Source organism: Synechococcus sp. CC9605, assembly GCF_000012625.1.
GTDB lineage: Bacteria > Cyanobacteriota > Cyanobacteriia > PCC-6307 > Cyanobiaceae > Parasynechococcus.
Genome location: NC_007516.1, coordinates 533,353 through 553,473 on the forward strand (window position 1 = coordinate 533,353; position 20,121 = coordinate 553,473).

19 protein-coding genes and 1 tRNA gene are annotated in these 20,121 nt (G+C 53.2%); 7 read left to right on the forward strand and 13 right to left on the reverse strand.

All coding sequences use genetic code 11. The annotated features are described in order from the left end of the window. Positions 1–146: 146 nt before the first annotated feature. Positions 147–377: a hypothetical protein gene (locus SYNCC9605_RS14445; RefSeq protein WP_156782961.1), complete on the reverse strand. Its 231-nt coding sequence runs from the start codon at positions 375–377 to the stop codon at positions 147–149. A gap of 403 nt (positions 378–780) precedes the next feature. On the opposite strand from SYNCC9605_RS14445, the gene SYNCC9605_RS13420 reads away from it, so the two are divergent. Beyond that, positions 781–978 carry a DUF3104 domain-containing protein gene (locus SYNCC9605_RS13420; RefSeq protein WP_049749414.1) on the forward strand — a complete coding sequence of 66 codons (198 nt, stop codon included), beginning with the start codon at positions 781–783 and terminating at the stop codon, positions 976–978. 1,194 nt (positions 979–2,172) lie between these two features. Further along, positions 2,173–2,853: a glutathione S-transferase N-terminal domain-containing protein gene (locus SYNCC9605_RS02810; RefSeq protein WP_011363558.1), complete on the forward strand. Its 681-nt coding sequence runs from the start codon at positions 2,173–2,175 to the stop codon at positions 2,851–2,853. Between the two features lie 17 nt (positions 2,854–2,870). On the opposite strand, the gene SYNCC9605_RS02815 is transcribed toward SYNCC9605_RS02810, so the two are convergent. Together SYNCC9605_RS02815 and SYNCC9605_RS02820 are read right to left on the reverse strand one after the other, a co-directional pair. Beyond that, complete coding sequence (locus SYNCC9605_RS02815; RefSeq protein WP_156782962.1) at positions 2,871–4,427, reverse strand: sulfotransferase domain-containing protein; 1,557 nt, start codon at positions 4,425–4,427, stop codon at positions 2,871–2,873. Positions 4,428–4,718: 291 nt separating this feature from the next. Next, entirely contained in the window at positions 4,719–4,898 is a 180-nt protein-coding gene (locus SYNCC9605_RS02820) for a hypothetical protein (RefSeq protein WP_041434392.1), read from the reverse strand. Between the two features lie 405 nt (positions 4,899–5,303). On the opposite strand from SYNCC9605_RS02820, the gene SYNCC9605_RS02825 reads away from it, so the two are divergent. Next, a complete protein-coding gene (locus SYNCC9605_RS02825; RefSeq protein ID WP_011363560.1) occupies positions 5,304–6,281 on the forward strand; it encodes a DUF1254 domain-containing protein in 978 nt (325 codons plus the stop codon). 121 nt (positions 6,282–6,402) lie between these two features. Here the strand turns inward: SYNCC9605_RS02825 and SYNCC9605_RS02830 are convergent, their stop codons facing one another. From SYNCC9605_RS02830 to SYNCC9605_RS02840, 3 genes are read right to left on the reverse strand one after another with little or no spacing between them, the layout of a single operon-like run. Next, positions 6,403–6,747 carry a hypothetical protein gene (locus SYNCC9605_RS02830; protein ID WP_041434398.1) on the reverse strand — a complete coding sequence of 115 codons (345 nt, stop codon included), beginning with the start codon at positions 6,745–6,747 and terminating at the stop codon, positions 6,403–6,405. Then, entirely contained in the window at positions 6,747–7,064 is a 318-nt protein-coding gene (locus SYNCC9605_RS02835) for a hypothetical protein (RefSeq protein ID WP_041434400.1), read from the reverse strand. Before SYNCC9605_RS02835 ends, SYNCC9605_RS02830 begins: the two co-directional genes overlap by 1 nt. Further along, on the reverse strand, positions 7,048–7,701 hold the full coding sequence (locus tag SYNCC9605_RS02840) for a hypothetical protein (protein ID WP_011363562.1): 654 nt from the start codon (positions 7,699–7,701) through the stop codon (positions 7,048–7,050). Before SYNCC9605_RS02840 ends, SYNCC9605_RS02835 begins: the two co-directional genes overlap by 17 nt. Positions 7,702–7,863: 162 nt before the next feature. Here SYNCC9605_RS02840 and SYNCC9605_RS02850 point away from each other — a divergent pair, with 162 nt between their 5' ends. Both SYNCC9605_RS02850 and SYNCC9605_RS14450 read left to right on the forward strand, forming a co-directional pair. Continuing rightward, positions 7,864–8,664, forward strand: coding sequence for a helix-hairpin-helix domain-containing protein (locus tag SYNCC9605_RS02850; protein WP_011363563.1), 801 nt, complete (start codon positions 7,864–7,866; stop codon positions 8,662–8,664). Between the two features lie 1,428 nt (positions 8,665–10,092). Continuing rightward, entirely contained in the window at positions 10,093–10,797 is a 705-nt protein-coding gene (locus SYNCC9605_RS14450) for a hypothetical protein (RefSeq protein WP_156782963.1), read from the forward strand. 81 nt (positions 10,798–10,878) lie between these two features. Here the strand turns inward: SYNCC9605_RS14450 and SYNCC9605_RS02860 are convergent, their stop codons facing one another. Beyond that, complete coding sequence (locus tag SYNCC9605_RS02860) at positions 10,879–11,340, reverse strand: hypothetical protein (RefSeq protein ID WP_257929901.1); 462 nt, start codon at positions 11,338–11,340, stop codon at positions 10,879–10,881. A 556-nt stretch (positions 11,341–11,896) separates the two neighbouring features. Here SYNCC9605_RS02860 and SYNCC9605_RS02865 point away from each other — a divergent pair. After that, positions 11,897–12,442, forward strand: coding sequence for a tyrosine-type recombinase/integrase (locus SYNCC9605_RS02865; protein ID WP_257929996.1), 546 nt, complete (start codon positions 11,897–11,899; stop codon positions 12,440–12,442). 136 nt (positions 12,443–12,578) lie between these two features. Here the strand turns inward: SYNCC9605_RS02865 and SYNCC9605_RS14455 are convergent, their stop codons facing one another. The 4 genes from SYNCC9605_RS14455 to SYNCC9605_RS02890 form a co-directional block, all read right to left on the reverse strand. Continuing rightward, positions 12,579–12,809 (reverse strand): hypothetical protein, encoded by a 231-nt coding sequence (locus tag SYNCC9605_RS14455; RefSeq protein ID WP_156782964.1) that lies wholly within the window; start codon positions 12,807–12,809, stop codon positions 12,579–12,581. A gap of 698 nt (positions 12,810–13,507) precedes the next feature. After that, the gene (locus SYNCC9605_RS02875; RefSeq protein WP_041434405.1) at positions 13,508–16,102 is read right to left on the reverse strand and encodes a primase-like DNA-binding domain-containing protein; all 2,595 of its coding nucleotides are present in this window, start codon (positions 16,100–16,102) and stop codon (positions 13,508–13,510) included. 588 nt (positions 16,103–16,690) lie between these two features. Continuing rightward, complete coding sequence (locus SYNCC9605_RS02885) at positions 16,691–17,935, reverse strand: hypothetical protein (protein ID WP_011363570.1); 1,245 nt, start codon at positions 17,933–17,935, stop codon at positions 16,691–16,693. A 150-nt stretch (positions 17,936–18,085) separates the two neighbouring features. Continuing rightward, a tRNA-Arg gene (locus tag SYNCC9605_RS02890) sits at positions 18,086–18,159 on the reverse strand. Positions 18,160–18,248: 89 nt separating this feature from the next. Here SYNCC9605_RS02890 and SYNCC9605_RS02895 point away from each other — a divergent pair. Beyond that, complete coding sequence (locus SYNCC9605_RS02895; protein WP_011363571.1) at positions 18,249–18,968, forward strand: helix-turn-helix domain-containing protein; 720 nt, start codon at positions 18,249–18,251, stop codon at positions 18,966–18,968. Between the two features lie 33 nt (positions 18,969–19,001). On the opposite strand, the gene SYNCC9605_RS02900 is transcribed toward SYNCC9605_RS02895, so the two are convergent. Next, positions 19,002–19,238, reverse strand: coding sequence for a hypothetical protein (locus SYNCC9605_RS02900; protein WP_011363572.1), 237 nt, complete (start codon positions 19,236–19,238; stop codon positions 19,002–19,004). Positions 19,239–19,257: 19 nt separating this feature from the next. Beyond that, a complete protein-coding gene (gene rsmI / locus SYNCC9605_RS02905; protein ID WP_011363573.1) occupies positions 19,258–20,115 on the reverse strand; it encodes a 16S rRNA (cytidine(1402)-2'-O)-methyltransferase in 858 nt (285 codons plus the stop codon). Positions 20,116–20,121: the final 6 nt, after the last annotated feature.

Sequence of the window (20,121 nt, forward strand, 5' to 3'; positions counted from 1 at the left end):
TTTGGGATGCCAGTGCTGAACAGGCTTTTAGTGGTGACGCCCCCTGATGGATTCGAACCATCGACCGACTGCTAAGAAGGCAGTCGCTCGCTGCTTTGCAGCAGGTGATCTCAGCCAATTTTTCGTGTCTGCACGGAAGATTGATCTCAGCCCTGCTCGTTGTTTCCAGTAGTTGCACGAAGCCGCCATTCTGCACTAATACAGATGTACTGACAAGAGGAGTATGCCGGTTGATCATGCAAGCGCCGTTGCAGCGCCTTGGCGACCGAGAGATAAGACTTGCCGAAGCGACGGCCGCAGGTGGCGATCCTGGACGTCGCCGGATCGGCGAACACCGCGCTTGCCTTCGGCTTCAACGTCAGATGAAGTTGACTCATTACACATCCGTGCCCGAGCTATGAGGTCCATTGCTGTTCTTACAGCTGCGGTGCTTGCAACTGTTGTTAGTCCCGCCAACGCCGAGAAGTTGAAGCTCCGCTGCGAAAGCCCTCTAGTCCCGTCCGCCAGTTCGACTTTGTATATCGATGAAGTGAATGGTCAAATCACCCAAATTTGGGATTCCACCGGTTACGAGGAAACCAGCCCGGCCACATTTAAAGAAGGGGTCTGGAGATGGTTGGGCTGGAGAACCCGAGAGTCCCACGGGGTTACCGACATCAGCCTTGATCGTCGAACGGGAGAAATTTTCGGTACAACACCCTCGGGGAAGCTCTTGCCACTCGGGCCGTTTTGTCGTTGACATAACGATCCTTCCGTCAACCGACCCGCTTCAGCAGAACCCTGCTCAGCAGAACTGCGCCCACGGCTGTGATCGTCACCGACACGGAAGTTGCCTGGCGCATGGCGGATGTGATTTGGGTCGATGGCGGTGCCAGAAACCCGAAGGTTCCAATTTTGTTCCAGGTGGCTGATGTCGACACCGGCGTCATCAACTGGATCAACGCAGACCTCGTGACTCACATCGTCCCCAGGGTTTGAAGCAGGCGCGCTCTTCTTTTTGCTTGCCTTTGAATCAAGCGCGTGGCTAGTTTGTGGCAGTGAGGAAAAACCTTGCGGGTTGGAAACAAGGACACAACCCCGCGAGTTTTCGAAACCTCTGCCTTTGGCGGGGGTTTCTTTTTGACCTCAGTTATCCACAGGGTCGTGGATCCATACCGTGTCTTTGGATCGCAACAGCTGCTCGGAGCACTACCCCTAGCGCTTCAGAGCACAAAAAAACCCGTGTGACTCGCACAACGGGCCGGGTGATGGGGGAAACCTAAATATGGCCCAGCTACTACGTGCTGACCAGCCCCACATATGGTGTCACCCAAGAGTCTCACTACACAATTCAATAAAACGTTCCTTGTGGCACAAATAAGTCCAATGAGGCTAGATTTGTCTTGTCCGGTTGGGTGATGGGGATCAGCCATAAGGATTTTGACCTCGGAGATGTCTCCGGGGTTTCTTTTTGGCAACTCAGTTGCTGATGTCGGACACGTTGGGGGTTCTAGGCGAACAACGCTTTGATATCTGACTCTGCTCTAAAACAGGCAGCACCCTCCAGGGCCTAACGGCTCCTGAGGGAGGGAGGCTACTGAGGCCGCGAGAAGAACTCTGTCCTTCCCGAGCGATGCGGCATCGGTGAACATACGTTCGCCGTGTTACGTAGTTTCCCTACGAACACACCAAGTGTCTTCAGAATTCCGTTGCACAGAACGGTGTCTCCCGCGATCGCTCACGCAGGAGACAGGGGTTCTGCCAACACTCGGATCGCTCTTCCGAGGTCGTCGCGTGTGGAAGAACTCCCCATTTCCGCGCACAGCAAATATGGGGGTAACCAGCGTGTTCTGCAACACCTCTTTTGGTCATTTTTTGATTCCAAAAAAATCACCCGTGAAGACCTGTGTACTTGGTGTGCCACGACACCGACAGAAGTCTCCTATCCGCCAGATCGCTGCATGTGACTGACTTCTTACAAGTTCGGATGATGTGGGTCATCGGCTATAGCGAACCGTCAAACGTCGATCATGTTGAGCGTTCCACCAAAGGCTCATCAGTCGGAATCACGACCGATGGCAGCAACCGCTCCCGTTCCAGCCGTAGGTAGCGCTTCCGCTTGGCTCGTTCGAGAGACGATGGGGACAAAGGGCTAACCAGCGTCATCTTGAGTTAGAAACGTCGATCTCCCTGATGCCATCCCTAGAGCTGTATGGATGCTGGCGCTCCAGCGCCTCCCAACGTCTGCAGATTGGTTTGCGACTGAAAAAGCTGCCATTCAGTTACACCCCTGTCTCCTTGGATCGAGGCGAGCAACATCGCGATTGGTACCGGACCATCAATCCCCGAGCTGAGCTGCCAACCCTGGTGGTTGATGGCGAGCCTTGGGTTCAAACACTGGCGATCCTCGAGACGCTGGAAGAGACCTTCCCCGAACAGGGGCACTCCCTGCTGCCGAACACGCATCGCGAACGACGAATCTGCCGTGCGATTGCTGAACAAATCAACAGTTCAATGCAACCACTGCTTCTCCCGGCACGTTTGCGCAAACCCATCATCGAGGCGGGTGGTCAAACGGCTGCCGCGCCACTGGAGCCTGCCCTCCATGCGGGCATTCGACAGCATCAGCTCAATGCACTCAACTCCCTCAACACCTGGCTGGCGTCGTTGCCTGGACCCTTTTGCCTCGATTCCTCACCAACAATGGCCGACGCCTGCGTGGTCCCTCAGCTCGACGCGGTGATGCGCCTGGGGCTGGATCTCAGCCCGTTTGAGCGGCTTGTAGCCCTGCATAGGCATTGTCAAAGCTTGGAAGCTTTCGCAATGGCAGCACCGGATCAGCAACCTGATGCACCGAACCGTTTGAGCGGCTGAGCAAAGGGGCTCCCACGCTAAAGATCAGAAAGCTCCTCGAGATAGCCTGCCAGCAGAGGATGCGTCTCTATACCTGCCCACTGCTCCCGAGCGGCCGTCGCCACCAACGCCTCGGCTCGAGGAGACAGATGCTGACGCCAATTGTCTGTGGTTCCCGCTCGAAAATACAGCTTGGGATTGAGATGAAAACTGCCTGGATTCTCCGTAATGCCTTGTTTCATGGCCTGAAACTCTGTTCCAGCGGCAATTGCTGCAGCCCGCTCTGGTTCCAAAGTCGCTGAGGGGAAAAGGAACTGCTGAAGCTGCTCAACGGTTTCAGCTTTGCGCTCCACCATGTCCTCATAACGAAGCGCACAGATCTGGGATGCCTGCAGTCGGGGTTCGGGTGTTAACCAACCGCGGATATGACGGAAATAACTACCGAAGTAGAGATCTCCCTGCACAAACAGCTCAGCGAAACGATCCAGTTCGAGTTCGGGATCCACTTGCAGAAGTGGGTGGCGCACCCAGAAAAAGTACTGGGAAACCAGCGCGGCTCGCGGATCGCGAATGGCCACAACGAAACGCGTTTGAGGATGAATGCGTCGGCATGGCAAATCGTCAACGGCGCAATGCAGATACCAAAGCCGTGGGCAATCCGAGGTGGCTGCCTGGAACCGTTGCCAATCGCCGGGGGTCTCTTGGGACAACAGAACCTCAGGCCAGGGCATCGCTCCGTGACCGATATCACCATCCACCATCGGATGTCTGCCGGGCAGCTCAACATTGGCTCGCACCAGTTCCACCAGAAATTTTTTCGCCAGATGGGTACCAACTTTCTGATGGGTCGCTAAAAACACGTCATTCGGCTGAGTGTCCCAAGTCTTTGTGAGGTGCTCGGTAGCTCGATAGTCGATGAATGGTGGATAGCAACGACCATTCCAGCGGTGATGCAAGAAGCCTTCTTCATGGGCCAGAAGTGCTGGTTCAAAGGTGCGGAAGCTGTGGCCAGGACGCAGCGCCTCGAGGCGATCACGCAGCACTTCGATGGTGTGATCAAGCTTGAGCGATCGCTGCTGCAGTGCCCGACTTGCGTACATGACCTGCACCGATGGCTGGATTGCATTGGCCACCGCTTCCAGTTGGGTTTGGTCAGCAGCAGAAAAGGGCTTTCCATCGATGCGGTTCAAGACTTGAAGCGCTCCGACAACCTCCAACGCATCTCCGTTGATAGGCACAGTGATCGCGGTGGACACCTTGTAAGAAAGAGCTTCACCAACTTTTTGGTGTGCTCCCTCCAAAATCTCCAGCCCTGAGCGGTTGACACAGCTGCCGGTGCTTACGCACTCACCCACCATCGAACCCTCAACGTCAGCACAGATCTGTCGTTGCACAACCTTCGTGCCGGCCTCTAGCCAAAGCTCATCAGCATCGGGATCGAGCACAAACACTCCGCACCGCTCAGCCCGCAACAAATCTGGCAACGTCACGACCAGCAGCTGGAACAGATCGTTGTTCCGCAAAGCATCCCATCGCTGTGCCAGTTCCTGACGCCGGACTACAACACGCTGCATACGTTGGTCGAGCGATTGCATGGAACGGAGTCGGCGGAACCTCATTATTGGCATCTTATTGATGGCTGCTTAATCGCGAGGCAACGGCCCAATTTTCTTCAAGCATTGGGTTTCTGTTGAGTAGCAATAACCATGGTAAGTACTCTGGAAAATTACTCTTGGACCGAACATTTACTCTCCTAGCCGTGGAGGGAATTCATCGCCTCAAAGGCTTGATTAACTTGGACCAATATAATAGTAAAAAATAAAATTTCGGCGTCCCCGAGGCTTTGGTTTCTCTTGTCGCTCTCTATGATACAAGGATAAGTAAGTTCACCAAGGAAGGGAATAGCACTCAGCAGCTTGTTTTGGATCAATCTCAGCTACTGCAACCTGCAGCATGTCAGCCACCTTCCCAGACTTCTCGAATGGGTTAGCTGGAGCAATCTTGCTGGCATCAATTCCCGCCACCTGACAGGCTTTTGCCAATAACTCAATTTCAGTTTTGGTCATCCTTTTTGCGGGCTTCAATGTCCCTGATAGACCCTTCAATTTTAGTTGGCGCTAAACAACAACTTCCCAGCAAAAACCCCGCCATTGCTGACGGGGTGAATGTTTTGTCGGGAGATGGATAGCGACAACAACGCCCCTTGCTTTTCCCTTGCGGGTCTTGTATGGCTTTCAGCGCAGATAGCGAAGATGCTCAAATACAACCATTCGATGGGATTAAAAAAACCTATATTTTAATCACTACTAAAACAAAATACATTAATTTAAAAAATGTACGAATGAAGTCTCATGCATCACAAAGGCTTTGCTGTATTCGCTCTAAGTCTCATTGTTGCGTCATCAGCACTTGACGTAAACGCACACAAGAAGACGTCTTCAGCATCTTGCCCTGATCCAGGCATCACGAATTTGTCAAGCACCTCAAACAAGGTTAGTGTCGACAAATCCAATTATGCAAAAGCAGAAACAACGGATGTTTTAAAAGATTACATAAAGAAAATATCAAAGGGCACATGCACTACAGGGGTGGGAGTGTTCATGCATCAGAGATCTGCTATGGATCCTGCAGATAGGACAATATTAAGACCCAATTTTGACACTCTTTATTCATTTGCAGTGCTAGACCTTAAAAATCCTGCAACAATTAATTTACCCGAAATCACTCGATACCAAATACTAGAAATTGTTACTGGTGAGCACTGGATACCCCTTGTTAGTGACAAGCCTGGCACTTATCAGATAACCCAAGAGCTGACAGGAAGTAGATATGCTTTCGCGATGGTAAGAACACAGGTCAACATGCAGGATGAAAACGATCTCAAAAATGCTAGAGAAGCTCAAGATAAATTAGAACTAGTTCAGGCTTCTCAAGGAGTTTATGAGCAAGACAAAGAATTCAATAGGAGTGAAATACTGTCACTTCGAGCTGAATATAATCAAAGAAGACAGCCCGAGGGCATAACATCCGAAATGATTTTTGGAAAGGAAGGAGAAATTAGCCCTGAAATGCGGAACTTTGGAGTCGCTATTGGCTGGGGGGGACTTCCAAAGCAAGGGGCCGTATATCCAATGCCAAAACTTACAGAATCGACCGATCCACAAAGGCTAATCATGAAAAATGTGCCTATGGAGAAAGGTTCTTTTTGGTCCGTCACCGTTTATGATGAAAACGGTTTTTCTACGGGTAAGTATTACAATATTAACAGCGCATTTGCGAAGGAAAGCAACCCCGGCGAATACATAATCAATCTTGGCGGATCCGAAAATGAAGATAATTTCTTGAATATATTCCCAGGGTGGAATGCCGTAATCCGAATCTATTCACCTACTAAAGACTATTTCAATGGTTCTTGGGAAGTCCCTCAGTATGAGCCTAAAAATCAATAATCACTGCTTCTTTGTTGACTAGTCATATCCGCTAAGCGCAAGCTTCGTTCCAGCTGGGAATCAACTCCCCCAACTGAGTGATTTATTCAGCGGGGTTCATCCCCCATCTGGGTAGGGGGGCTCAGGACAGCGGTGCCCAAAACTCACATTCATCAGTTCCAGTCCGCCGCACTCGATCAATACTCTTCGCCTTCAGCTGATTCCATACATGCACCCGATCAGTTAGCTCCACTGTCTTCAACCGCGTCGTCAGCACCGTAGTAATTGGCTGCCTCCCAAATATCCCGTGTTTGCTCTCCAGCTGCACCCGCACCTTGCACCATTCACCATCAACACTCGTCACCTCACCATCAAGTTGGATCTGACAGCCATCCACATCGCTGACCTTCAATAGCTGGGCGCTGTCTCCGCAACTGAGGAGGACACAATCACCAGCAACAATTCCCTCCTTAACAACAACATCCATCACCACACCCTCGGACCACGACCAACTGAATAAGGCTTCTGGCAGTAATTAACGGCGTATCGCCAGGTATCAATGCTGTGGGTGATCGCTGTGGGATCCAGCAGCTCCCTTTTCTTCGTGTCCCTCGCCAATAGCGGCGTTAACTCCCAGAACGCTCTGCAGCGCCTACTCGCCTTCAGCCACGGCTGACTTTCGTCCCGATCAGTCGCCCACAACATCGTTCGCAACCGCGCCAGACCCGCCTCTTCTGTCATCTGCGCCTTGCCCGCTCGCTTAAACGGAATGCCCCCCTTCCGAAACTCATCCCCGATGGTCATCGCGTGACCAGTCCGGTTCCAGCAGGTCATCCATGATCCAGCCCAAGTCCTGTGGCTCCAGCCCCCAACGGCTGATCCACTCCTGCAAAATCTGCGCCTGCTGCAGGTTGCTAGCCTCTAACCCTGCATTCCAGTCCGGTTCACCAGCCCTGGTCGCCTTCGCCAAATCGCACTCATCAATCGCGAACGGGCTGCCCCTTGGCAACAGCGGGTGATTGGTGATGAACAACGTGGCGCAGCTTGGTGCCGCAATGCCCCAGTCGAAGCTCACCAGCAGTCGTGACCCAGTAGGGATCTCAGGCCGATCACCGCCATTCAGCTCCAGCAGGTTGCGCCGGCTAGACATCGCATCACCGAAGAACGATCCGGTTACATCACCCTCGAAGCTGCTCTCCAGCCAGGCACGCAGCAGCTCTGGATCACCGCCAGCCGCAATCTCGATCTGACGCCTGGTCTGTTCGAAGTCGAGGTGCGGGTTGGCCGCAATGTTCGAGCCGATGTAAACGGTGCTGCTGGCCGTGTCCTCGCGGTAGAACCGCACCGGTTGATCTGGTGCAGGGAATCCCGCTGGGTGGCGGGTGAGGATTGGCTGAAAAGCCCTGGTGTAACTGGACGCCCCCTGATGGATTCGAACCATCGACCGACTGCTTAGAAGGCAGTTGCTCGCTGCTTTGCAGCAATCGATTTCAGCCAATTTTTCGTGTTTGCACGGAAGATTGATCTCAGCCCTGCTCGTTGTTCTTCGTAGTTGCACGAAGCTGCCAGGGCCAGACTGTGGTGACTGTCGGGCTCTTCAGAGATGGAGCTTCTTGGCTTTCTGTTGGCAGCCCTGGCGGTTGCCTTTGTTATCGCCAAAGTGCTTTTCAAGCAGCAGGCTGGTCCCTCTCCGAATAACTCACGAGCTGTAAGCCATTCAGCAGTAAATGAAGCCGAATCTTGGGTTGAAAAGGACGCAGAGTCCCTGCTCGATGGGATCCCGCTCAAGGGGATGGTCTTTCATGCAACCTTCAAGCTCACTACTCCCTTGGCGGTATTGGAGCAGCACGGTTTGCTCGTCCCGCAAGGTGAGCCATTGCCAAAGGTGATGCCCGGTGCTGGCAGCTCAGAGGATCCTTTCGGCGCCTATGGGATGTGGTTCCACGAAATCGACTACGAAGCACAGGGTTTCATTCCTCCAGCGCCTTCGCTGATTTGGACGCAGCTTGGTCATTACAGGGAAAACGATCCTGAATACGCAGAGCTCCTGGAATTTTTGAAGGGGTTTCGGCGCATTGTCGAAAGCACCGATGACGTCATGGAGGCCCTTGATCATCTTCAAGACTTCTCACGTCAGTCGCAGTCTCATCAACGCGTCTGGGAGAGGTACACAGACCTGTTCCCCGAGTTCCCCATGCACTATTTCGCTGAGCAACTTCGCTTCAACATTGGTGGCTCGAAAAAACATGCCAGGTGTCTTATCGACGCTGGCTACACCAGCCCCCAAAAGGTCAGGGATGCTTCCGATGCAGAGTTGCTGCAGGTCAAAGGCATCGGGTCGATCACTGTGAAGCGGATCCGAGAGAGGCTTGCCAATCCAGGCGAGCGCTTCGATATGGACTGATTTTCAAACGTCAATCAAGTTGGACGTTCCACCAAAGGCTCATCAGTCGGAATCACGACCGATGGCAGCAACCGCTCCCGTTCCAGACGTAGGTAGCGCTTCCGCTGGGCTGAGCACATAGGCCCTGGCTCAGGCAGGTGGACGTGCCAGCCAGCAGCAAGACGTTCATTAGTCTACTCAAAGGTCACTGATATGCACCAGCAGTGGGACATGACCCAGTTGCGGCGAAGTCGGCTAGCAATTAGATCAAGGAATCTGAAGCTCCAATTGAGTCATCAATTTTGCGTCAAATGCCAGTCGCAAACGCGAGTGCATATTCGGCCATGCACTAAGCAGCGACATAACAAACGACAATCATCTCCAAAGCTTTTATCATTCATTAGTCAAGACTATTACTAACTCGCTGCCATTTTTCCGCTCCCCAGGAACAGCTTGATAACTCAATTTGCTCAGGCTTGCTAGGTTTTTCTTCCGATAGCAATAACTGGTCAGCAACAGCCTGGGAATGATGCAACGATTCAAACCAAGCGAGAACAGAGATATAGATGAGCAAAGAAATGAATTTCATTTAACCAGAAGACATCAACAAATTAAGCATCAGCCTTTTCGTATTGTATGGATATGATTTGGATCTCAGCAGCCTGTGATCAAGATCACAGGTGTTGCATTAGTTAACCGCGATCATTGGGATGTTATTCAGTAAATACTTTCCGGTCGTATGACGGATTTGTGCCAGGCAAACGGTCGCAACAAGCATTACGTCAAGTACAGAGGCCCTAACGATCATTGATTAAAGTACAGCCACCACATGATGACGTGTTAAACCAGTGAAATCCTCAAAAAAACTGGGATCCTCTTGGTACTTGCTGCAGGGTTTCACACCCCCAAAGCACTCGCCGAGATAACTGTTTATAACGTCAATGCAATTCACGAGCTTTTTAGTGAAAACGAAATAGCTGCTAAAAAGATCTATCACAACAAAAAAGCTCTTGTATTCGGGAGAGTAGATAAAGTTGACGACGAAAACGTGATAATTGAGGGAGACAGCGAATTTGGGCGCTTATTCTGCAGATACGGCAGTCAAGATTTGAATAAAGTTCTTGCTCTTAGGGAAGACAGCAGAGTAAGGTCCGTGGAACACTTGAAATAAGCTGGGCCCCTTGGGGCATGTTCCTAAACATGTACGACTGCAGGGTGATCTAATTCCAGGGCATATGAGCTGGCCCGAGATGGTCGCAAGCTGTTTTACGGAAGGCAAGAAATCGGAATTGAGAACCCGAACGACAAATGTCAATCAAGTCGCATCTCAAAGCACAGTAAAGTAAAAACCAAGATCACAAACAGGTCGTAATATCAAACCAAAGAAACAAAACTTGACAGAAGGGTTGCTTGTTATATACTCAAACAACCAAGAGAAGACTTAAGCGAGTGAAAAAACAAATTCTTGCCGCCACTACCCTTCTTCTTCTTGGATCGGGAAGCGCATTAGCAGGAACTTATGACGCTCTATGCGGAGACATGGAATGCCAGATCTCAGTAAGCGGGAAGGGGGTAAGTAGCCCTGCAGGTTTTACACCCATAGATCTGATATCACAGTGGAATGTCGGCAAGGCATCTGATTACAACGCAGGCAAAGGTGTTGCAGGCGGCCTTGGCGGAGCCACTGCAGGAGCAATAGGAGGAGCGGTGTTACTCGGCCCTATAGGCCTCTTAGGCGGACTAATTGGTGGAGCAATTGCAGGAGCTGATGCAGGCAAAGAATTTGAGGGTTATTTTACAATCGTTGGATACAATAAAAAAGGAGAAAAGATTGCTCATAATTTCTTCTTCATTAATCGCAAGCCTGTCAAAAGATTACTCTCTGAGTTGCCACTTATAACTGGTCTTGCCTTAGGAGAGGAACGGGATCTTAGCGAGATAGAAGCCGCATTTTCAGGACAAAGCAAAAGTACAAACGCCAAAGAAAATCTTCCTTCAAGGCTTGGTCAAACGAAGACAGCTGCTAAAAAAGATAAGTGCTGGGAGGACTTCCTCAACTCGAATCCTGCAATGGCGGTGTGGGCGAACAATAACCCTCAGCTAGCTGATAAACAAAGAGTTAAAAGTGGATATAACTTATGCGAAAAAAATTAATTCGTTGGCCTTGAACTAAACAGTCTCAATACGCATTACGTACTATCACCTGATCTGAGAGGCGATACCAAAACCAAATCCTTAGACAGTGACAGTCTTGCTGTCCTCGAGGGATTGTAATGTCTGCCGGATCTCTTGCAGCTGCCGCCGCTGCTCAGCCTCCAAGACGTTCTCGCGCAGGATCTTGAAGCTCTCGCTGATGGCCTGCGTTCTGGCATAGGCCTTCACATTGGGATCCAGCGCGATCTGGATCAGCTCGTCCGCGAGGCGTGGTGCAGCTGAAGTCAACAAGTTGTTGGCGACGTTGAGGTTTTCACGTACCAACGTTTCGATGAACTCTTCAGCCCTGCGGTCTCGATACCACTTGCGTAGGCATGGTGCCTTGATACCAACAGCAGCTGCCGCATCAGCCCAAGTGGAACCATTGGCACAAAGCGTCAGGGCTTTGATGATGTGCGGCGGTATTGCGTCAAATCTGTTGACGAGCTGATTCTCACTCATGACATCGCTCCAGGGAAACCTTTGGATTTCAGCTGCTTCCATTTGCGAAGCCTGCGCTGGTCGCTCATCCCAGGAGCCCTGCGGTCCCGTAGTTGCTCAGGCGTGACACCTTCGAGCATCCAGCGCTGATATGCAAGCCTTGCAAATTCATCTGCTGCATGTCGATCTCTGCTGAACAGTTGTTCTGCCACCCGGTTGCAACGTGAGAGGACTAGCCACTCATCCATTGTTGTGTTCCAGGGTGTACTCATCTCGACCAGATGCGCTTTCTTAAATACTACCTAGTGTTTTTATCTAGCGGCTGTGCTACATTAAACCTATCGAGAATTGGTGCTATTTTAAAAGGTTCTCTGGGGGTCGCTGATAACATCAGAAATCCGAACCTCACCCCCCTAAGTAATCAGCAAAGCTAATAACAGTAAGTGTCATCTAATAGACCAATTGCATAAGAAATAGTCAGCAAAGATGCGTCATTCCTTGTGATCCCAAGGAATGAACACCGCGTAAAATACTAATAAGACGCGGTGGCAGACCAGCACTGCGTTCTTGGCTAATTAAAACTAAAAAAATGAAGTCCAATCGACACGGGCAGTCGCGTGTGTTGAGCACCGACGAGCTCGATTTATTGATTTCAAAGCTGCCTGAGCAGCATCACAAGATCGTTGCCGAGATTTGTCGCCGTACTGGCTGCCGTATTGGTGAGGCAACGCAGCTCACCTGGGGGATGGTTTCGGAATCTGCCGTTACGTTCCAGAAAGGAATCACCAAAGGAAAGCTGGCGAGTCGGTCGGTGCCAGTTACGCCAGCGTTGTGGGAAGCCCTGCGCTCCTGGAGAGGTGCTTGGGTGGTGCGGCAGGGTCGTGAACCTGCGGCTGGTGACCATCTCGTGCCAGGCAGATTTGCAGGTTCTTGCCTGAGTACGCGCAGCTTTATGGATGCCCTTGAAAGGGCCGCGGCTGAATCGGGCCTAGAAGGCGTTTCTAGCCACTCTTTTCGGCGTTCGGCTTTAACTTCGGCGCACAATGCTGGCGTGCCGTTGAGGGTGCTTATGGCCCTGTCTGGGCACAAATCGATGTCAGCCCTGCAGCGTTATCTCGAAGTGACGCCTGCTCAACGTGAAGCTGCCGCTGCTGCCTTTGCTTGAGTAGTTAGCGTGTGCCACGCTAATCGATATCGGAAAACCGATAACGGATTTTTGGTCGAATTTCTGACAATTTGTCCGAACCCTCCGAAAATCGGATGTTTGGGATTCGTCGAAGTTCTGACAATTTGTCAGAACCTCAACTAAGAGGGCAAAGTTTGCCGATGGGTTGGCCGTTGTCATTGGCTGGCCTATCGCCATCGACTCGAACAACGATCCACGGTTGGAATGTCTCCACACCATCCGGTGGCTCTGGCACTTCCTCACCGCGAAAGACTCCGGTGGCCACCCACAAGGGTGGTCGTGTTTTCTCCAGATGCACTTGTTGTGCTTTGCGCAGCAATCGCGCCAGTTCGCGTGAATTGTCCATGGTTATTTGAGCCCTGCTGCTCTTGTTCTACCGGCATTTAACTATTGGAATCCCAATAATTGAAGCAAGCGCTTACGGCGGGATTTTTCCCTGTGGAGATACGCGGCTTTTGGAACGGCTTTTTGCGTCAAAGGTGTCCCGGACATCACGCGAGTCAATTCCATTGTCGCCGAAATCCCCTGCAATAACTACGCCCGGACGTTCCGGACAGCCCGGACATCATCATTTCGGTGTTCGTTCAACCCTGGGTGGCGGTGGTGCTTAAACCGCTGCTTATCCCTTTCACTTTTTCTTTCTCATAGAAAGGAGAGTCAATAGTGTCCGGTATGTCCAGAGGCAGCCACCGCAGGGCTTTTCAGCGAAATGGTCGTAAATGTCCGGGCTATTCCGGACATGTCCGGTCGCTAATTGAAGACATGATCCCGAAGCTGGCTTGTAGTTAGAGAGCGTCTACTCGCAGCCTCATCAAGCTGCGGGTCCTCTGTACTCGAGCGATGTACTGCGTTGAACGTGACAATGGCCCCGACCAGTGGGCCAGAGAAACTTGCTTTCAAACTGAATTCAAGGCGTTCGTTCATGCCCGCACAAAATCGCTGGCAACAGGGAACACCTATCGAGTTCTGTTCAGTAGCCCCTCCATTACAGGAGAGGTGCTGAGAGTTTCGAAAGGGAAGGCACTCTTAGATACCGATGACCAACTAGTTGGGTAGCCGTTGGTGCTCAAACACCTGTTCAGGCGTAGGTGCTTCAGCCTTATGACTGACCAAAGCAGCCCAGTTGCCTTCGCGGTAATTGCGTTTCTCCCACCGAGCGCAATCAACCTCTGGGCGTATCCGGAAACCAAACAACTGAGGGTTCACCTTCTTGGTTGAGTTGGTGCCAGGTACGGAACGACGTTGGGTGTGCAGGTTGGGTAACGCCTGTTTGATCCGAGTCAGCAGCGTCCTCCTGTTGAGCACCTTGGTGTATCCAAAGTCCTCGCAGAATTGCTTGAACGTTTCGTACAGCACCCCCAACTTCGGCATGTAATCGCCCCCGCAGGGCTCACAGCAGTTGTCGAGGAATTGGCGAACCACATCCATGTCGGCCTCAACGTTGTGTTGAGCGTCGATAAAGGTCTGGTTACCGCTGACAAGCACACGCTTCACATCAGCGTGTTTGGCCTGAAGCGCCCAACTAACGATTGAGCCAAGTTCACCAGCAAGCTTCTGATCCAAGTCAGCATCCGGCTTTTCAGCAGGTCGCTGAGTTTCGAGGATCAAAGCCCTGCGTGCCATGCCGCTACCAGCGTTCTCAAACTGAGGCGCTTGGCTGCTGCAAATGACGACGCGACCAGTGAAGACGACGCCTTCGGTGTCATCGGTAAATAGGTTGCGTTGAGCCATCAAGCCGCCATCAACCATCGAATAGATGGTGGTCACCCCGGTTTGCAAACCCTGCACATCCGGGAACGCGACCAGTTGCTTACCCGAGACGTACTGCCGGATCTTTTCCGGTGAGTTGATCTCTTTGATGCTGCTGGTGATGGAGCTGACGCAGCTAGGCGGGAACAACTTCTCAATCAGTCGTTCCAAGACGCCTTTACCGCTGCCAGATGGACCGATGACCATCACGATCTTTCGGTTAGGCAGCGTCGGATCAACCATGTAGCGCAGCAACTGCTGCACCGGTTCGACGTAGTGATCGCCAAAGCTGCTGACGATGAAGTCATGCAGGTGCGGCGGACACTCAACACAGTCCGGAATGAAGTCACCTTGGATCGAATAAGTGAGCCGGTACTCAGGCTTATGAGGAACCAGCTCACCCTTATCGATCAAGTAGGTGCCATTAGCGAAGGCAATGGCGGGGGTTTGATCCATCTCTGCATCAGCAGTCATGGTTTCGAGCCACTCAATCGAGGACTTCACCCGTGATGCGGTTGAGAACCGAAACACCTTTTCCTCGTCCTTGTTGTACGAGAAGCACTTGAGCAGCAGGTCTGCGACCTCACGCTTCATCGCATCACGCGAAACGTGCAACCAACAGCCCTGGTCCGGGTTGTAACGGACAAAGCGCCCCCGACTGTGGGCCAACGGTTGATTGGTCAGATCGCCTTTCAATCCAATGGCGTTCTCAATGACCACCTCGCAGGTCTTGATGCGGCAGACCGTCCAAAACGAGTCATCGATGTTTGCGGTCCAATCGGCTGGATTGGATGCGGGGACTAAACGCTTGTGCCAGCCATACGAATGACGCCACAAACCTTCGTGTTCAAAGTGCGCCCGCAACTTCCGTTTGAGATAGGTGTCGCAGTAATCGGACGTGCCGCAAGGTTCAGGCCGGTAATGCTCTTCAAGAGCTGCTTCGACATCACCACCTTTCATGCCGCTAGCGCGGATGAAATCCGACATCAACGTCATTTCGATGCTGTCGGCATCCACAACGGTGCAACCGAGTGACTCAAGGTGCAGGCGACCAGCACGCAGGTGCTTGCTTAGTTGCCAGCACTTACGCCAACGGTCATCAGAGTCAGGATCCAAGCCTTTCAACAGACCTAGCGTCTTTGGAGCAAGTGCCTGAATCAGATGACCCGGGGGCAGGGTTGAAAAGTCGGGAAACTGCTCATGGTCATCAGGTTCAGGACCATCTGCTGGCCTGAAGTCACCACCGCTGTCAGTGACGTCATCAACTGGTTCATCCAGTTCAGGCAAGAACGACAGCACCTCATCTAGCTCATAGGTGTGAGGTGACAGGTGGATGATTTCAGCCCTGCGGCCGGTTTTGGGATGCACTGAGCCAGCAAGACGCTGTACCTGAACAGCGCTGTGCAAGTTGTGATCGGTTTGGACACCAGGGTTGGCATCTTCAATCGCTTTGCTCAGTCGCTCTCGACAGAACTCAGCAGCAGTAAGAGAAACCGGTGTTCTGAAGACCCAACTCCAGTGGATGGACTTGTTTCCTGTGAAGACACCAATGGTTGGAGTCGGCAGATTCGCTTTCTTCCAAGCAACCTTTTGACCCTCAAGATCGAGACCCTCATCGATCTCATACGACATGCACACCACACCGGTGATCGTGTCGCGGCGCTTACTCGTGCCACCAATGGCAGAGAGGAACCCGAGGTTTGGAGTCTTCGGATTTTGAAGGTGGTGGCGTACTAAGTCGAAGCGACGATCACCGTTGAACTTGGCAACTACCTGGTCCCAGTCGTAAGGCAGATCATTTTTCAGATCACGTGCCGGAACGTACCGGGAGGTGTCGCCATAGCAAGCAAGGATGCAGGGGTCGTCTTCACCAAAGCCAACAGCCTCCAAGTGCCGTTGCGCTTCTTTCTCATCGATGTCTGTGAGTTCGAGAGGCTCTTCTTCTAATACAATAGAAGCCTGAACATCGACAACTTCAGAAGTCTGCTTGCAGGGAGTACCCATCTAGAATCAAGGGGTGAACGACAACATCTGTTTCCGGAGGTCACCGAGGGGCACGGTGGCCTTTTTTATGCCAACTATTTGTGCTCAGAAAAGAACGGAAAGCCCTGTTGCTCCATGGCTTCTTTCACCTCCTCCATGTGCCAAGCAGTCTTCGATGTTCTGTAAGGACCTTTCTTGAAGTGTTTGCCTTCAAGGAGAAATCCTGATTCTGCGTTTGCATAACGCCGTAGCGACCATTCACTGATTCCCAGCACCCTGGCTGCTTGTCGAGTTGACAACCAGGTTTCACCCTTTGGGACTGTTAGGAACATGCTGCTTTAAAGATCTAGTCAGTTCAACGTAGCCCCTGAATTTGCGCGCACAGGGCTATTTACCACCATCCATAGTGTCCCGTGAAAATGTTACTTTCTTGGCTAGTACATCAGACCATCGATTTCGTTCTGCTTGCTGTCTATTCGCTGCTTGTTTGAGTTTCTAGATTGCTACTTTAGAAGTATTGGATGTTTCAAACGCTTCTTTCACGAGTTTCAGGCTGTGTTGCCGCTGGTACGTCTGAAGGTGAACTTGCAGGCTGTGCCCCATCGCTACTGCAGCCGCTTTTGGTGGGATTGGCGGCGTGGCCATCGCGCATCGATCGGCAAAGCAATGGCGAAGGCTGTAGAGGCTCACCCGCTGCCCCAATGCCTTTGCGTCTGACTTGTATTCCATCCAGACGTCGTTTCGCCGCAGGAAAGTGTCAATGGCTCCCGACGCGGCCTTATCGGTGCTTCCCAATGGAGGCAGTTCAGTGATGCCGCTGCTCAGTGTCATCAGCAGCTGTTGCCCAAGCCCTGCTCGCCCTGCGGGGTCAAGGATTGGTACGTCTCTTGCTTCTGTTGACCCTTTGGCAGTCCGTTTCCCGTAGTTGACGTGCAGGTGGTCGCGGTGAGCGGTGGCGTACTTCAGTTCCACCCCCCGCAGGCCGAAGACACCGATCAACCCCACTGCCAGCTTCCAGCGTGCGTTGGCAATCGAGTCGAACAAACGCAAAAACTGTTCGTCAGACAGGGCTAACGCTTGCCCCGATTGGCTGGCCTTGCTGCTGTTGGGTGCTGGCTCACCTATTAAGTCCCGGATGGTGTCTTCGTCTGGGGGAAGCCAGCGACCTGAAGCACCGCACTTCGACACCGCAAACCTGAGCATCTGCACGGCGTACTGGATACGCAGCTTCCGGCTGCGACTTCCCGGCGCATCGCCTTGCCCGTTTCGCCCTGCGCGCATGGCGGCCAAAGCAAGTTCGGCGTTGTTTGGTACGTCTGCTCCAGTTAGTACGTCAATCAGCCAAAGCAGCCGAGGTGCGTACTCCTTTTCCCAGGTGGTCTCCTTGACCTTCGCCGGCACTTTGAAGTCGTAGAAGCGGCTGTAAATCTCCCGCCAGTTCGTTTGCACCTTCGGCCCTGCGGTGAGGTCGAAAGTCAGCCGCACTGCGTCCTTAAGCGAAAGCCCCTTGGCGATTGCGGCATTGATGCCGTGCAGGGCATTGAGGACTTCTCGCTCGCAGCCACGCCGCCACTCAATGGGCAAGGTCGCGGCTTGGCGTTTTCCGGTGTCTTTCCAATACCGCTCGACCTGCACCTTCCCGCGCATAGGTCGTACCGAATAGCCCCATTTGTGCTGCGTCTTGATCGCACGCTTAAGTGCCGCCTCCCAAGGCTGTGCGTCAGCGCGCTCCTTTGGCATGTGCGTCTCTCCCGTGCACGGAAACTACCGAGCTGCACGGAAGATTGCACGGAAACAGCACGGAAGATGCTCAAACATCCTCAAAATGCACGGAAGCTGGCAGGGCTCGTCTCGGTGTGAGAAGCCCTGCTGCTGCTTGGCTTTTAGTAACGCCCCCTGATGGATTCGAACCATCGACCGACTGCTTAGAAGGCAGTTGCTCTATCCAGCTGAGCTAAGGGAGCAAGCGTCCACATCTTGGCAGGCTGCTTCAAGGCAGGCTGGTTTTAGAAGCCTTGCGCCGCCTAAGGTGATGAGCTCTTGATCGGCATCCATGGCCCCGCGTCGTCTCAGCGACAGCGAGAAGCAGGATCTGGTCGGTCGTTACAAGGCCGGCGAGTCAACAGCTGCTTTGGCTGAGGCCTTTAGCTGCAGTCCCAATACTGTGAGTCGCACGGTGAAAGCGCTGTTGCCCGCTGACGCTTATGCCGCACTGAAGGCCAGCCGGCAAAAAGGGTTGGTCTCCCCTCCTCCCTCAACCGTCACGGAGGCTGAACAACCTGAGGTTGACGAGGTTGACTCCCTCAAGGAAGACGACAGCAGCCTGGCCCTGGATGACGCGGATGACTTCGGCGAAGACTCTGAGGAGGAGCTCGCTGAAGACGATGACAACGCCAGCGTTGAAACGTTCACGGAGCTTGTTCCCCTTCTGGGCGTGGGAGACCTCAATGATCGTCCGCTCAATCAAGCCCAACCGTTCAGTGTCGACCTGTTGCCCGACAGCGCTTATATGCTGGTTGACAAGGTGGTTGAGCTGGACGCGCGCCCTCTTAAGGAGTTTCCCGAGTTGGGCCTCCTTGACGATGCCGAGCAGGAACGCCAGGGGTTGTGCCTGTTTGCCAGCCCTCGCGCGGCCAAGCGCCAGTGCGGGCGGAGTCAGCGGGTGATCAAGGTTCCCGACACGGCTGTGTTTCAGCGCACCAGCAGCTACCTGCTGGCTCGAGGCATCACTCGCTTGGTGTTGGACGGAACCTTGATTGCGCTGGATACCTGATCACCGGAGTTGATTATTCTCAGCTGATTGCTCTTAATCGAAGCGATCGCGCTGATCGGGAAGCAAGACGGCCGTTACGGTTCCGCCACTGATCACACCGATCACAAGAGCAACGCCCACGAGAAAACCCGTGGGAAGAGGCACCGAACGCTGCCCTCCGAGTTGGAGCGTGTGGCGATCCTGAAGGTTCTGTGCTCCAAGGCAGAGCAGCAGCAGCAGCAGCAGGCTGCCGCCAAAGCTGATCAGCAGAAGACGAAGGCGAATCAACACAGCACAACCGTCGACGGGCTCAGTTTGACGTGCCCTGGTGCAGAAGGGCATACAACCGTCGTTTGGACAGCCCTGTGGACTGGGCCAATTGCCGCGCAGCGTCGCTGGCACTTGCACCCGCGTCCTGCAGCGCCTGAAGCTGCCTGAGCAGGTCATCGTCATCAGGTTCTTTTGCATCTTCCAGTGGTGCTCCTCCAATCACAACCGTGCATTCCCCTTGGGGAGGGTGCTGCTGGAAGTGCAGCAGGGCACGATCCACGGTCGGCCCCACCTGCTCTTCATGGCGTTTGGTCAGTTCCCGTGCCACCTTCAGGGGACGGTCTCCTCCGCAGTGGTGCTGGAGTTCCTCGAGCAATGTGATCAGGCGGTGCGGCGCTTCGTACAACACCGTTGTGCGGGGTTCATGGCTGATGGCGTCCAGGCGGGCCCGCCGTTCCTTGCCTTTGGCCGGCAGAAATCCTTCGAAGCAAAAGCGTCCGCTGGGCAGGCCGCTGCTTACCAGAGCAGTGGTGGCGGCGCAAGGGCCAGGGATGCAGATCACGGGATGGCCGGCCTGGTGCGCGGCGGCCACCAGCTCTTCCCCGGGGTCGCTGATGCCCGGCAGCCCGGCATCACTGATCACCGCCAGGCTTTGCCCCTCCGCCAGCAGATTCAGCATTTGGGGCACGCGGGTGCGGGTGTTGTGCTGATGAAAGGACAGTTTGTGGCCGCCTGCTCCAAGGCTGCTGAGCAGCTGTCCGCTGTGGCGGGTGTCTTCACAGGCGATCACATCCACGCTGCGGAGCAAGTCGCGGGCTCGTGGCGACAGATCCCCCAGATGACCAATGGGCGTGCCCACCAGATAAAGGCTGCCGCCGCTTGGTTCATCCCGCTGCATCACAAT